Source organism: Sediminicola sp. YIK13, assembly GCF_001430825.1.
Classification (GTDB): Bacteria; Bacteroidota; Bacteroidia; order Flavobacteriales; family Flavobacteriaceae; genus Sediminicola.
This window is the reverse complement of record NZ_CP010535.1, coordinates 3,421,054-3,435,119: the sequence shown is the minus strand read 5'-3', so window position 1 is coordinate 3,435,119 and position 14,066 is coordinate 3,421,054. Positions and strand designations below refer to the sequence as shown.

Here is a 14,066-nt window from a genome sequence, read left to right as displayed (position 1 = left end):
GTGGGCAACCTGTTTTTGTTATCTGTCCCACATAAATTGGGCAGAATTTAGCACCTTCATTGCTTTTGGAGCAAAGGGTTGCTAAGGCTTCATAGGGTCTAATCCCTCCGCCTTTCTTGATAACTATTCAATACGTGTTTGAACTTTAGGTCTGCAAATATAGGTTCGGAAAATTTAAATTTCCTAATCTTTTCAATAAAATTACAATTGGAAGGCCGCTTTTACCTTATCTATGGCATCCAATTTTTCCCAAGTGAACAACTCCACTTCCTTCTCGATCCTACCATTATAGGGCGATTCAAAAACTTTATTTACCATTTGTGGCTCTTTGCCCATGTGGCCATAAGCCGCTGTTTCAAAATAGATAGGATTGCGCAGTTTCAATCGCTCTTCTATGGCAAAAGGCCTCATATCGAACAATTCTCCTACTTTCTTAGCAATCTCCCCATCGCTTAAATTCACTTTAGAGGTACCATAGGTATCTACATAAATGGACGTTGGCTTAACCACCCCGATGGCATAACTTACCTGCACCAAGATTTCATCGGCAACTCCTGCCGCTACCAAATTCTTGGCCGCATGACGGGCAGCGTAGGCCGCACTTCTATCTACCTTACTTGGATCCTTACCACTGAAGGCGCCACCTCCATGGGCACCTTTTCCACCATAGGTATCCACAATAATCTTTCTTCCGGTTAACCCGGTATCCCCATGTGGCCCACCGACAACAAATTTACCGGTTGGGTTGATGTGGTAGTTAATATCATCATCGAACAATACTTGTAACGACTCATGTAATTGGGACTTTACCTTTGGAATAAGAATGGAAATAATATCCTTTTTTATTTTTTCCAACATTTTATCGTCATCCGCATCAAATTGATCGTGTTGTGTAGAAACTACAATGGTATCAATTCGTTGGGGTACATTTTCATTGGAATATTCTATGGTCACCTGCGCCTTTGCATCAGGTCTTAGATAAGTGATTTCTTTATTCTCCCTTCTCATCAAAGCCAGTTCCTGGAGGATTTTATGGGAAATATCCAATGCCAAAGGCATATAATTCTCGGTTTCTTTGGTGGCATACCCAAACATCATTCCCTGGTCACCAGCCCCCTGCTCTTCTTTTGTACCTCTATCAACACCTTGATTGATATCCTTGGATTGTTCATGTATCAAGGAAATAACCCCACAGGAATCACCACTAAATTGGTATTCCCCTTTAGTGTAACCTATTTTATTGATGACATCCCTTGCTATTTGCTGTAAATCCAAATAGGTATGGCTCTTAACCTCCCCGGCAAGAATTACTTGTCCTGTGGTAACCAAAGTCTCACAAGCTACTTTACTTTCTGAGTCGAAGGCCAAAAAATTGTCCAACAACGCATCGCTTATTTGATCTGCAATTTTATCTGGGTGTCCCTCACTTACCGATTCCGAGGTGAATAAATACGCCATAACTTTCAATCATTTTAAATTGAGTACCCGATTTGACGTAATGTGGTAAAGAAGTTTACTTACTGAAAGAACTTCAGTAGGAACTGCTTTAGCATTTTAAGAATCCGGAACAATTCCGGAACTCGAGGTTGCAATCAGTCAAATCCTTCCTCTTCAAATTGTCGGGCAAAAGTAGGAGAATTCAAATTGCCCGCAAAATCTTTAACAACAAATTACACAAGGTTGGATATTTAACGGATCGGAAACCAATTTAGCGAAAAGAAAAACCCTTCATTATCCGAAGGGTTTATCAGCTAGAAACGTTCTCTTTTGGCTTATTCTTTTAGGTGTTTGATAAGTGCAATTGTTTTTTCGTTTATCTCCTTCTTTAATTCTTCTCGATTTTTGGAAATCCCTATTACGGAAAGCGTAAGATCATCATACCTTATCTTGGACAGATCATCCTTTTTTAACTCTAACTTATTGATCTTAATAAATACCTGGATAGAATCTTCCGGATTATTATCCTTGAAAATTGAAAAGACTTCGGTCCAATTCAACGTATCAAGTTCTTCAACTTTATCTACCGTAATGCCTAATTCTTTTACTTTAACAATAGAATCTTCATGGGCATCTTGTGCCTGAACGGCACTTATTACAAAAAGAAAGAGTGTTGCTGTGAGCAGCTTAATAGTTTTCATAAGGCTTATGTTTTTTTAATTATTATTTCATCAAACTTCGTTTTTAAAACAAAAACCATGGGTTATTTACTGTTAACGAGTGTTAAGCATTCTGAGAATTCATGTAAATTGTGGTTAACTTTATATGATGACTGATAAAAACCAAACCTACCTAATTTTTCTTGTTGGGATTACCATACTTGTCACAATAGGAATTCAGTTGTATTGGAATTATGAGAACTACCTAACCAACAAACAACGCCTACTTAATGAAGTTCAATTAAGTTTAGATCAAAGTGTGGAAAACTATTACGCAGAAACCTCGCAAAATAATTTTATCACTTTTATAGACACCACTTCAACCAATTATTCAGATAATAACTCAATTTCCAATTTTCTAGGGGACACTGCCATTAAAAGGTATTTTAAGAAATTTGATTTAAAGGGCGGTACGGAGCATTTTACCCATAATGATTCAGTATTGGATAAGGAAATAAATAAATCTGGCATATCCGCTAGAAGAGGTATAACTGAAATATCTGACAAAAAAGAATTAGAACAATATCCCAATAGAATTTCCATCACCCTCAATCAGGATTCAATACAATTTCCAATTCTTAAAAATTACCTTGACAAGGCACTGAAACGCAAAAGCATTACCATTGCCTATTCTATTAACCACCTAAAGAACGATTCTGTCTTTGAAAAAAAAGGTGATCTCCAATCCTCCCCAAAAACATTAAAAATAATTTCTGAATCCAACTTCCTCCCCGATAACGAAGCTATTGAACTTATTTTCACAAATCCGATCAAAGAGATCTATCAAAGAGGATTTTTAGGCATTCTACTTTCTTTGGTTCTTTCATTAAGCATTGTTTGGTGCCTTTATTACCTTTTGAGCATCATTAAAAAACAGAAGGAATTGTCTCTTATAAGAAATGATTTTGTAAGTAATATTACCCATGAACTCAAAACACCCATTGCAACAGTTGCCACAGCACTTGAAGGGATATCAAGTTTTAACAGGGAACAGGACGAAGAAAAGAATAAAAAATATATCGAGATCTCTAAACAACAGTTAATGAAACTCAACCTAATGGTAGAAAAAATATTGGATACTGCCAGCTTGGATCATGATAGTCTTACATTGAATCAAGAAAAATTAGATATCATCCAAATAATCAATAATATAATCACCAGATTTAAAACAACCTACCCTTCTTATACAATTACCTTAAACAATACAATTCCCTCCTTATTACATGAGGTTGACAATTTTCATTTTGAGGTTGCAATTAGCAACCTCATAGACAATGCCATTAAATATGGTAACGGTGAGATAGTGGTAGAACTAAAAGAAACTAACGCTAGTTTCGAAATTTACGTTACTGATAATGGCCCGGGTATTCCCAAAAGCCATCAAACCGATATTTTTGAAAAATTTTTTAGAGTACCAAGTGGTAATCTACATGACGTTAAAGGTTTTGGGATAGGGCTCTATTATGCCATGAAAATTATTTTAAAACACAATGGCACGCTTGAGTATCTGCCAAAAGAATCCTGGACAACATTTAAAATTTCCTTGCTGAAATAATATAATGACAGAACAAATAACAATATTACTTGCGGAAGATGAAATTGCTCTAGGTACAATTATAAAAGAGAGTCTGGAAAGCAGAGGATTTTCGGTTTTATATGCGGAGAATGGTGTGGAAGCTCTCGACTTATATCGAAAAAACAAACCAAACATTTTAGTTCTAGATGTTATGATGCCCAAAAAAGATGGGTTTAGTCTTGCAAGTGAAATAAGGGTAGAGGACAAATCTACTCCTATTATATTTTTGACATCAAAATCACAAACAAAAGATGTTCTAGAAGGATTTTCACATGGTGGTAACGACTACATAAAAAAACCATTTAGCATGGAAGAATTAATTGTTCGTATCAACTCCTTACTTGATAGAATAAAACTATCAAAAACCAACCAATTTATTAGCATTGGCAAATATGGTTTTAATCATATCAAACAAGAATTAATTTTTAATAATGAGATCACAAGACTTACTCATAGAGAGGCAGAATTGTTATTTCATTTAGTTGAAAAGAGAAATGATATACTAGACCGCTCCTTTATACTCAAGAAAATCTGGGGAGATGATGATTTCTTCAATACACGAAGTATGGATGTATTTATTAGCAAGCTTAGAAAAAAATTAAAAAAAGACGAAAACATTAAGATATTAAATGTTCGTGGATTTGGATACAAACTAATTTGCATGGATTAGATTATTTGATTCATTCCCAGTTTTAATTTTTAAAATTGAATTCCTTAAAAGCCTCAAGAAATAGGTTTAAAACATTCCTGTTTTTTTCATCGTATATTCTATTAAAGATTTTCACTTCATAACGATATCTTGTATCTTGTGGTCCCCTATCACTTTGAGTAAATAGGTTACATTGAGCACTAATCACAAACAAATAAGACTATGCATATAGCAGTTGCTGGAAATATAGGAGCAGGAAAAACTACCCTGACCAGATTACTGGCCAAACATTACAAATGGGAGGCACATTTTGAGGATGTGGTTGACAATCCCTATTTGGACGATTTTTACAATCAAATGGAACGATGGAGTTTTAACCTGCAGATCTACTTCCTCAACAGCCGTTTCCGACAAATTTTACAAATCCGCGAAAGTGGCAAGAGTATTATTCAGGATAGGACCATTTACGAGGATGCCTTTATATTCGCTCCCAACCTCCACGCCATGGGGCTAATGACGAATCGTGATTTTACAAATTATTCCAGTCTCTTTGACCTTATGGAAAGTTTGGTACAACCGCCAGATCTTATGATCTATTTGAGGAGTTCCATTCCAAATTTGGTCAACCAGATCCATAAAAGAGGTAGGGATTACGAAAACACTATTTCCATAGATTACCTCAGCAGATTGAATGAACGCTACGAGGCTTGGGTAGAAGGCTATGAAAAAGGCCCCCTTTTGATCATAGATGTAGATAAATTGAATTTCGTGGACAACCCAGAGGATTTGGGACTGGTCCTTAATAAGATTGATGCGGAAATCAACGGCTTATTCTAGAAGCCTAAACTTATAACATATAAAAAGCCGCCCAATATGAATTGGGCGGCTTTTCCTTTTTAGGTCATTCCTTATTTTAATGTTCTATCTGAACCTTTACGTCATCCCTAAAGGCCTCTACTTGTTTCTTCACTTCTTCCGTAGTTCCCACGAATTTTTTTTCTTGGACAACTTCTTCTCCATTAACAATGGTCGTATAGCTAACTATTGCTTCTGCAGCATCATTATCAACCATCATTTCCACACGAACCTGCTGTTCTTTTTGTGCAACCTCGGTTTCAACGGTATGACCTCCCAATATTGGTGCGATCACAAGTCCTATTAAACAGGTCAGCTTGATCAAAATGTTCATAGACGGACCAGAAGTGTCCTTAAATGGATCACCAACAGTATCACCGGTTACAGCTGCCTTATGGGCATCTGAACCTTTATAAGTCATTTCACCGTTGATTTCCACTCCTGCTTCAAAGGATTTTTTGGCATTATCCCAAGCACCTCCTGCATTGTTCTGGAAAATAGCCCACAACACACCAGAAACTGTAACACCTGCCATATAGCCTCCAAGCATTTCTGCTGTCAATTGGTCATTATCCGAATACACCAATTTTCCAAGCAAGACGATAGCGATAGGAAATCCAATAGTCAAGATTCCGGGCAGCATCATTTCCCTCAAGGCAGCCTTGGTAGAAATTTCCACGCATTTTCCGTACTCTGGTTTTCCGGTACCTTCCATGATACCAGGAATTTCCTTAAACTGTCTGCGCACTTCGTACACCATATCCATAGCGGCCTTCCCAACCGAGTTCATCGCAAGGGCCGAGAACACTACGGGAATCATCCCACCCACAAAGAGCATGGCAAGAACGGGCGCTTTAAATATGTTGATCCCGTCTATCCCGGTAAAGGTGACATAGGCAGCAAACAAGGCCAAGGAAGTCAAGGCAGCAGATGCAATGGCAAAACCTTTCCCAGTTGCAGCGGTAGTATTCCCTACAGAATCCAAAATATCCGTACGCGTACGCACTTCTTTAGGCAGTTCACTCATTTCCGCAATACCCCCTGCGTTATCGGAAATAGGTCCAAAGGCATCAATGGCCAATTGCATGGCAGTTGTGGCCATCATAGCAGAAGCCGCTAAAGCAACTCCGTAAAACCCTGCAAAAGCATAAGACGCCCAAATAGCAGCAGCAAATATTAAAACGGTTGGAAACGTAGAGATCATCCCTGTCGCCAATCCCGCAATAACATTGGTCCCTGCTCCAGTACTTGATTTTTGAACGATGGCCAATACAGGCTTTGTTCCTAAACCGGTATAGTATTCCGTTACCGAAGATATGACTCCACCCACGGCCAAACCAACTACAGTGGCATAAAACACCCTCATAGAGGAAATATCTTTTAATCCTTCCCCAAAGAATTCCATTTTCATGGTTTCTGGGAGCATATATTTAACCAAAATAAAACAGGTTACCAAGGTCAAACCAATAGATACCCAGTTTCCTATGTTCAGCGCCCCTTGAACTTGGGCTTCTTTGGCATCGTTACTTTTAATTTTCACCAACATGGTTCCAATAATGGAAAATAAAATTCCAAAACCGGCAATGGTCATTGGCAACAATATAGGTCCGATACCTCCAAAAGCATCTTGGATATTACCACCCATATCTTTAATGACATAATTACCCAGTACCATGGCAGCAAGAACGGTCGCCACATAAGAACCGAACAAATCTGCACCCATCCCTGCCACATCACCAACGTTGTCTCCAACATTATCGGCTATGGTCGCCGGGTTACGAGGATCATCCTCTGGAATTCCCGCTTCAACTTTACCTACCAGATCCGCACCTACATCGGCCGCTTTGGTATAAATACCCCCACCCACACGGGCAAAAAGGGCAATGGACTCAGCTCCCAAGGAGAATCCTGCCAGGGTTTCGAGAACAATGGTCATGTCCTCTGTGGAGGTCCATGTACCATTCATAAAGAAATGGAACAAAATGATGAAAAATGTGGTAAGTCCTAATACCGCCAATCCCGCTACACCCAATCCCATAACAGTACCACCACCAAAGGAAACTTTAAGAGCCTGTGGCAAACTGGTACGCGCAGCTTGGGTTGTCCTTACGTTTGTTTTGGTGGCGATCTTCATACCCATATTTCCTGCTAAGGCAGAGAAAAATGCCCCAAAAACAAAGGCTACCACAATTAAGATATGTGTTGTAGGAACAATAAATGAAATTACGGCCAAAGCAATACTGGCTCCGATGACAAAGATTGTCAATAATTTGTATTCCGCTTTTAGAAAAGCCAGTGCGCCTTCATAGATGTGATCGGAAATCTCTTTCATTTTTCCATCTCCGGCGTCTTGTTTTAAAACCCAGGATCTTTTTATCCACATAAAAAGAAGCCCAATGATTGCCATGATAATAGGCACATAAATCATAATTGAATCCATTCGTTTATTTGTTAAATTTTTAGCTGGACTAAAGTAGTAAAATCAAATAGAAATAAAAAAAGCAATATTCAACTAAGAATATTGCTTATATGATAAAAATTGTTATGCTTTAGTACTAGGTAATTGTTACATCCCTTAGTGGAACATCGCTATCCGCAAAGCGCTTGATGCACTTCACAACAATTTCTTTGGCTTCATTGACATCTCCCCATCCACCAACATCAACTTTTTTCTTTTCCAGATCCTTATATACTTGAAAGAAATGCTCTATCTCTTTAATAAGGTGTGGATTTAATTCATTCAAATCAGTTACTTTGTTCCAAATAGGATCTGAAACAGGAACACAGATTATTTTTTCATCTGGCCCTTTCTCATCTGTCATATGGAAAACACCAATAGGCTTCACTTCCATAACACATCCAGGGAAGGTAGGTTCTGTCACCAAAACCAAAACATCCAAGGGGTCACCATCCAACGCCAACGTTTCTGGCACAAAACCATAATCGGCAGGATACATCATTGAAGAAAAGATCATACGGTCGTAACGAACCTTCTTCAATTTAAAATCATACTCATATTTGTTTCTACTCCCCTTTGGGATCTCAATAAGAACATCAAACGATGTTATTTCTTCTGTACTCATGGCTTATTAAATTGTGGTGCAAATATAATTGAAAAAAAATCAGTAAACCTTAGAAAAAAGGCAACATAGCTCCATTTGTTTCTAAAAACTAAAGCCAAATGATCCCGTAACCCCAAACGCCCTAGCATCAGGATTTTCCAAATAATTGCCCCTAAAGTTAAAATCGATTCGCAATATTCTAAATATGTTCCCTACCCCGACAGAGTATTCATAATAAATCTTATTGGTCGGAGCCATTAAAGGAACGTTGGTTGGACTGCTCAAGGCAATATTACCATCGGACAGATCTCCCCAGGCCCCTCTGATTCCCACAATTTCCCTCAAATTCCATTTTCTCATAAAAGGTATCCTGGAAAAAAGCCTACCATTAAAATTATGTTCCAAATGCAAAGTTGCATACGTATCCGTTACAAATTCATAGAAATCGAGATTGGCAAAACTGTTATACACAGAGAAAAAGGTCTGGTTTCCCGGGATCACATTCAAAAGACCCAATGGCACTTCCCCAAAAGTTTTTCCCAATTCCACAGAACTCAATAACCTCCCCCATCCCAATTGCCAAGGTTGGCTATAGGAAAATTGGATTTTCCTATAATTAAAATCGCTTTCCAGAAACCCTTCAAGCCCTTGGCTGTAACTCAGGAAGAGGGTACTATAATCATCGTTGATGTTACGCCTTTCCACGCCATACCCGATGGTCCTTCTTCCAGGCGTATAAATGACCTGGGTACTGATTTCAAATTGCTTTATTTCGGAGGAAATGCCCGTAGGTGATTCCGGATCCACATAATCTAGGCTAAAAAGATCTGGCAATGCCGAACTCAGGGTCCGCAACGTACTGCCCACCCCAAATTTCAAATTGGTGATTGGCTCAATCTCCATATTAAAGGCACTCAAATTAATATTGGAAAGCCTATTATTCGCGCCAACTGTAAGTACAGAGGAGGAAGCCTGATTGCGCCCCAATACATCACTGGTTGCCGTTAAGCTTATTCCGAGCTGACCTATATCCCTTCTATTTCCAGCAGAAACAATAATCCTATTCTTTCTGTCTATCAGCCATTTGGCGGCAAACCCGTGTTTAAATTTATGATCTCCGAAACCATAGGCCATATAACCTTCCAAACGCCATGGGTCATTTTGACCAAAATAGGTCCTTGCCCCCATTCTTAGGCGCGTGCCTTCCGCTTCATTATAACCAAAAACATTGAAAACACTTCCTATATCAACATTCCATTTATCTATTTCTATATAACCGGAACCTAGGATACTGGCAACATTGTAAATCGATTTAAACTTGGGAACGGTTCGCAGCGTATCCAATAATTGATAGATCCCTTTTTCATCCTTATTCAAGGGCTCCAACCTATTATCGCTCCAAAAACTATCTTCCTTCTCAAAAACCGATGGGTCAAACTGGTTGGCATCTACCTTATAGAACTCCCTTGGTTTGGGTATATCGAACATATAGTTATTGTACACCGTAGTCCTTTTTCCATACACCCCTCTGGCCTTCTCTTTTTTGCTAAAACTGAAATCACTGAGCATATAGTCACGTTTCAACAGAAAAACTGAATCGTTCAATACTTCAAATTCCTGCTCTATATAGATATCCTTAACCCAGTTGATATTGGCACTTCGGGTCACTTCCAAGTTAATCTTCTTGATGGCGAAGGTGGTATCATTCACCCAAAAATCCCCTTTGAAAGTCAGTTCGTTCTTTCGCCTGGGATAGTATAATATGTTATAACACCATTTGTTATCGATATAAGCACTGTCGGACAGCACATAATTATAGGTATCCACCCCTGTTTTGGATAAGGGGCTGGTAAAACTTTTATCGAAGAATTTTAAATAGTTATTGTAAATGTTATAGTCCGAATACAAATCCTTCACAAATGCAATTAAAGCTTGGTTATTGCTGAACCCAGAATTCTTATTTCCAAGAATATCTTCCTTGGTCTCTGCCAACTTGTTGTCTCCATACACTTTGGAAAAGGTCTCATTTAAAAAAATAGGCAAATAGGTCTTTCCTGTAATTCTTGAGGTATCCAGGTCTTCGAATACAAATTCCATCCCCCTAAAGAGTCTGCTTTTTATCAGCGCGCTATCAATGGTATTCAAATCAAACTCTACCTTTTCATATTTGTCATACTGGTATTGTTTAAACTTGCTTACACCATTCTCCCGTTTTTTTGCCCAGATTTTCTTGAGGATATCAATGGCAGGGTTATTCTTTTTAGATTGTTTGCCCACATATACCACAACCTCATCCAATTGCTCACTGGATTCCATCAACACTGCCTTTAAATTATAATTGACCTTTGAAGGCAAGTCAAGTTCCAATTTATCATAACCGATAAAGGAAATAATTAAGGTATTGTATGTTTCGTCGGACTCCATATAGAACACCCCGTTGTCATTGGTAATGGTTCCTTGAGACGAGTTCTTGAATAACACATTGGCAAAAGCAACCGGTTCTCCAGTTTCATCTACCACAACGCCACTAACCTTGGTCTGTGAATTGGACCAGAAAGAGGTAAGAACAAACAGGACTAATAAAATTCTTTTCATGAAGCGTTCATAGGGTTATCAGGAAGGTTAACATTGCATCCTGAAAGTTTTGCCATCGTTTGGTTCCTAAATGGAATCCAAACACATCATCTTGTAATAAAACAAAAGCTTTGCCGACACTTGGTCGGCAAAGCTAAAATACCTTAACAAAATAATTTTACTTATTTATATAACACTTTTTTTACCGCCTTGATCACATCCTTATAATTTGGCAACCATTCCTCCAATAATACTGGAGAATAAGGGGCCGGGGTATCGGCAGTATTTATTTTAACAATAGGGGCATCCAAATAGTCGAATGCCTGGGATTGTACTTGGTACGTGATCTCAGTAGCCACATTTCCAAAAGGCCAAGCTTCCTCCAAAATAACAAGCCTGTTCGTCTTTTTTACAGATTTTAAAATGGTATCATGATCCATAGGACGTACAGTACGCAAATCAATAATCTCACAACTGATCCCTTCTTTTTCCAATTCCTCTGCAGCTTTGTAAGCTTCCTTGATTATTTTACCAAAAGAAACAATAGTAACATCCTTACCTTCTCTTTTAATTTCTGCAACTCCTAAAGGAATGGTATATTCTCCATCCGGAGCTTCTCCTTTATCACCGTACATCTGTTCCGATTCCATAAAAATAACCGGATCGTCATCTCTGATCGAGGCTTTCAAAAGCCCTTTTGCATCATAAGGATTAGATGGTACAACCACTTTTAGTCCTGGACAGTTTGCGAACCAACTCTCAAAAGCTTGTGAGTGGGTAGCTCCCAACTGACCAGCGGATCCTGTAGGCCCTCTAAATACGATTGGACAATTGAACTGTCCGCCCGACATTTGTCTGATTTTTGCCGCGTTACTTATGATCTGATCTATACCGACCAATGCAAAGTTAAAGGTCATAAATTCAATGATGGGTCTGTTACCACCCATGGCTGAACCAACTCCAATACCTGCAAAACCCAATTCAGAAATGGGGGTATCTATTACCCTGTCTGGACCAAATTCGTCCAACATCCCTTTAGAAGCTTTATATGCTCCGTTATATTCCGCAACTTCTTCGCCCATTAAATAGATGGATTCATCACGTCTCATTTCTTCGGACATCGCCTCCGCTATGGCTTCTCTAAATTGTATTGTTCTCATGTATAATAGAGTAAAGTTTTTATGTTCTTCTCAAAACGCAAGCAAAAATAGGAAATTATATGTCAAATAATACCTTGTGATTATCAAAATAACGACAAATTTACTATGCATGCATAGTAAATTTAAAAATTAATAGTTATCTTTGGGCAATTCATTTTTAAGAAAAAGAAAAACTATAAATCAAAATGAAAATACTCGTTTGTATAAGTAACGTTCCGGACACTACTTCCAAAATAAATTTCACCGACAATAGCACAAAATTTGACACCAATGGGGTTCAATTTGTTATTAATCCGAATGACGAATTTGGATTGACAAGGGCCATGTGGTTCAAAGAAAAACAAGGTGCCACGGTACATGTTGCCACTGTTGGAGGGGCCAATACGGAACCTACTATCAGAAAGGCCTTGGCCATTGGAGCAGATGAGGCCATCAGGGTAAATGCAGAACCTACAGATGGTTTTTTTGTAGCCCAACAACTGGCAGAAGTTGTAAAAAATGGAGGATATGATCTTGTGATTGCAGGAAGGGAATCCATTGATTACAATGGCGGAATGGTACCTGGAATTATGGCCACTATTTTAGATATGAACTTCATCAATACTTGTGTCAATCTCGAAATCGATGGCGATAAGGTAACGGCAATTAGAGAGATTGATGGTGGAAAAGAAACATTATCCACTTCCCTTCCCTTAGTTATTGGCGGACAAAAAGGATTGGTGGAAGAAAGCGACCTTCGAATCCCAAATATGAGGGGGATCATGATGGCACGTCAGAAAAAATTGAACGTGGTGGAGCCTATTGATGCCAATGCCAAGACGATTGATGAAAAATTCGAAAAACCTGCCCCAAAAGGAGCTGTTAAATTGGTTAGTGCAGACAACATTGATGAATTGATCAATTTATTGCATAACGAAGCCAAAGTCATCTAGGCGAATTCCGTTTCATCACGGAACTCCAAATTCCAACACGCTAGTTTTATCAACAAAAAAATAAATACATGTCAGTTTTAGTATATACAGAATCAGAAAACGGAAAATTCAAAAAAAATGCTTTTGAAGTTGCCTCCTATGCCTATGAAGTGGCTCAATTATTGGGCACCACGGTCACCGCTATTTCTTTTAACGCCTCCAACAATGAGATTTTGGGAGACTATGGGGTTGCAAAGGTTTTGAACGTTTCCAACGACACCCTAAAAACATTTAATGCCAAGGCTTATGCCCATGCAATTACAGAGGCTGCTGAAAAAGAAGGTGCCAAAGTAGTTATTGTAAGCTCCAGCACGGACACCAAATATTTGGCTCCTATTGTATCTGCCAAATTAAAGGCGGGGTATGTTCCCAATGTGGTTACTGCTCCAGAAAGTGCTAGTCCATTTACCGTGAAAAGAACTGCATTCAGTAACAAGGGTTTCGCCCATACCGAAATAAGCACCGACATCAAGATCGTTGGAGTATCAAACAACGCCTTTGGTATTCATGAGCACAAGACAACCGCTGCTGTAGAAACTTTTAGTCCGACTATTACCGATGCCGATTTTACTACAAAATCAGTCGAAGTGGACAAAGTGGTCGGGAAGGCCACCATAGCGGATGCGGAAGTTGTAGTTTCTGGGGGCCGAGGTTTAAAGGGACCTGAAAACTGGGGAATGATAGAGGAATTAGCCGATGTTCTCGGCGCAGCCACCGCCTGCTCCAAGCCCGTTTCCGATTTAGGATGGAGACCACATGGAGAACATGTGGGACAAACAGGAAAGCCGGTAGCCAGTAATCTTTACATTGCTATTGGTATCTCTGGGGCCATTCAACATCTTGCCGGGGTAAGCTCTTCCAAGGTTAAAGTGGTCATCAACACGGACCCCGAAGCCCCATTTTTTAAAGCTGCTGACTATGGAATTGTTGGAGACGCTTTTGAAGTGGTACCTAAACTCATCGAAAAATTAAAAGAATTTAAGGCCCAAAACGCTTAATTTTTGTTAAATTGTGCCCCTTAAAGGGCTGTTAAATAATTGGACAAACCTTTTATTTTAACAGC

At 38.9% G+C, this 14,066-nt stretch carries 11 protein-coding genes and 1 riboswitch; of the genes, 5 read left to right on the top strand and 6 right to left on the bottom strand.

The window, feature by feature from the left end; genetic code table 11:
* Nucleotides 1-15 precede the first annotated feature (15 nt).
* A riboswitch (SAM riboswitch) is annotated at nucleotides 16-126 on the bottom strand.
* A 75-nt stretch (nucleotides 127-201) separates the two neighbouring features.
* Nucleotides 202-1,458 (bottom strand): methionine adenosyltransferase, encoded by a 1,257-nt coding sequence (metK, locus tag SB49_RS15180; RefSeq protein ID WP_062058357.1) that lies wholly within the window; start codon nucleotides 1,456-1,458, stop codon nucleotides 202-204.
* A gap of 314 nt (nucleotides 1,459-1,772) precedes the next feature.
* The gene (locus tag SB49_RS15175; RefSeq protein WP_062058354.1) at nucleotides 1,773-2,138 is read right to left on the bottom strand and encodes a hypothetical protein; all 366 of its coding nucleotides are present in this window, start codon (nucleotides 2,136-2,138) and stop codon (nucleotides 1,773-1,775) included.
* 124 nt (nucleotides 2,139-2,262) lie between these two features.
* On the opposite strand from SB49_RS15175, the gene SB49_RS15170 reads away from it, so the two are divergent.
* The 3 genes from SB49_RS15170 (at nucleotide 2,263) to SB49_RS15160 (ending at nucleotide 5,218) form a co-directional block, all read left to right on the top strand.
* On the top strand, nucleotides 2,263-3,711 hold the full coding sequence (locus SB49_RS15170; RefSeq protein ID WP_082591130.1) for a sensor histidine kinase: 1,449 nt from the start codon (nucleotides 2,263-2,265) through the stop codon (nucleotides 3,709-3,711).
* Between the two features lie 4 nt (nucleotides 3,712-3,715).
* Nucleotides 3,716-4,402: a response regulator transcription factor gene (locus SB49_RS15165; protein ID WP_062058349.1), complete on the top strand. Its 687-nt coding sequence runs from the start codon at nucleotides 3,716-3,718 to the stop codon at nucleotides 4,400-4,402.
* Between the two features lie 201 nt (nucleotides 4,403-4,603).
* On the top strand, nucleotides 4,604-5,218 hold the full coding sequence (locus tag SB49_RS15160) for a deoxynucleoside kinase (RefSeq protein WP_062058347.1): 615 nt from the start codon (nucleotides 4,604-4,606) through the stop codon (nucleotides 5,216-5,218).
* Between the two features lie 76 nt (nucleotides 5,219-5,294).
* On the opposite strand, the gene SB49_RS15155 is transcribed toward SB49_RS15160, so the two are convergent.
* The 4 genes from SB49_RS15155 to SB49_RS15140 all read right to left on the bottom strand — a co-directional run bounded on the left by SB49_RS15155 (nucleotide 5,295) and on the right by SB49_RS15140 (nucleotide 12,032).
* Nucleotides 5,295-7,676 carry a sodium-translocating pyrophosphatase gene (locus SB49_RS15155; RefSeq protein ID WP_062058346.1) on the bottom strand — a complete coding sequence of 794 codons (2,382 nt, stop codon included), beginning with the start codon at nucleotides 7,674-7,676 and terminating at the stop codon, nucleotides 5,295-5,297.
* 115 nt (nucleotides 7,677-7,791) lie between these two features.
* On the bottom strand, nucleotides 7,792-8,319 hold the full coding sequence (locus SB49_RS15150; protein WP_062058344.1) for an inorganic diphosphatase: 528 nt from the start codon (nucleotides 8,317-8,319) through the stop codon (nucleotides 7,792-7,794).
* A gap of 81 nt (nucleotides 8,320-8,400) precedes the next feature.
* Entirely contained in the window at nucleotides 8,401-10,893 is a 2,493-nt protein-coding gene (locus tag SB49_RS15145; RefSeq protein ID WP_062058342.1) for a DUF5686 family protein, read from the bottom strand.
* A gap of 161 nt (nucleotides 10,894-11,054) precedes the next feature.
* Nucleotides 11,055-12,032: a pyruvate dehydrogenase complex E1 component subunit beta gene (locus SB49_RS15140; protein ID WP_062058340.1), complete on the bottom strand. Its 978-nt coding sequence runs from the start codon at nucleotides 12,030-12,032 to the stop codon at nucleotides 11,055-11,057.
* Between the two features lie 185 nt (nucleotides 12,033-12,217).
* On the opposite strand from SB49_RS15140, the gene SB49_RS15135 reads away from it, so the two are divergent.
* Nucleotides 12,218-12,964: an electron transfer flavoprotein subunit beta/FixA family protein gene (locus SB49_RS15135; RefSeq protein ID WP_062058338.1), complete on the top strand. Its 747-nt coding sequence runs from the start codon at nucleotides 12,218-12,220 to the stop codon at nucleotides 12,962-12,964.
* 68 nt (nucleotides 12,965-13,032) lie between these two features.
* Nucleotides 13,033-14,001 carry an electron transfer flavoprotein subunit alpha/FixB family protein gene (locus SB49_RS15130; protein ID WP_062058337.1) on the top strand — a complete coding sequence of 323 codons (969 nt, stop codon included), beginning with the start codon at nucleotides 13,033-13,035 and terminating at the stop codon, nucleotides 13,999-14,001.
* Nucleotides 14,002-14,066: the final 65 nt, after the last annotated feature.

What these genes read in the sequence shown, in the direction of transcription:
- SB49_RS15160 (WP_062058347.1), top strand. Translation starts at nt 4,604, where the DNA reads ATGCATATAGCAGTTGCTGGAAATATAGGAGCAGGAAAAACTACCCTG.
- SB49_RS15130 (WP_062058337.1), top strand. Translation starts at nt 13,033, where the DNA reads ATGTCAGTTTTAGTATATACAGAATCAGAAAACGGAAAATTCAAAAAA.
- SB49_RS15150 (WP_062058344.1), bottom strand. Translation starts at nt 8,319, where the DNA reads ATGAGTACAGAAGAAATAACATCGTTTGATGTTCTTATTGAGATCCCA.
- SB49_RS15175 (WP_062058354.1), bottom strand. Translation starts at nt 2,138, where the DNA reads ATGAAAACTATTAAGCTGCTCACAGCAACACTCTTTCTTTTTGTAATA.
- metK (WP_062058357.1), bottom strand. Translation starts at nt 1,458, where the DNA reads ATGGCGTATTTATTCACCTCGGAATCGGTAAGTGAGGGACACCCAGAT.
- SB49_RS15135 (WP_062058338.1), top strand. Translation starts at nt 12,218, where the DNA reads ATGAAAATACTCGTTTGTATAAGTAACGTTCCGGACACTACTTCCAAA.
- SB49_RS15140 (WP_062058340.1), bottom strand. Translation starts at nt 12,032, where the DNA reads ATGAGAACAATACAATTTAGAGAAGCCATAGCGGAGGCGATGTCCGAA.
- SB49_RS15155 (WP_062058346.1), bottom strand. Translation starts at nt 7,676, where the DNA reads ATGGATTCAATTATGATTTATGTGCCTATTATCATGGCAATCATTGGG.
- SB49_RS15165 (WP_062058349.1), top strand. Translation starts at nt 3,716, where the DNA reads ATGACAGAACAAATAACAATATTACTTGCGGAAGATGAAATTGCTCTA.
- SB49_RS15145 (WP_062058342.1), bottom strand. Translation starts at nt 10,893, where the DNA reads ATGAAAAGAATTTTATTAGTCCTGTTTGTTCTTACCTCTTTCTGGTCC.
- SB49_RS15170 (WP_082591130.1), top strand. Translation starts at nt 2,263, where the DNA reads ATGATGACTGATAAAAACCAAACCTACCTAATTTTTCTTGTTGGGATT.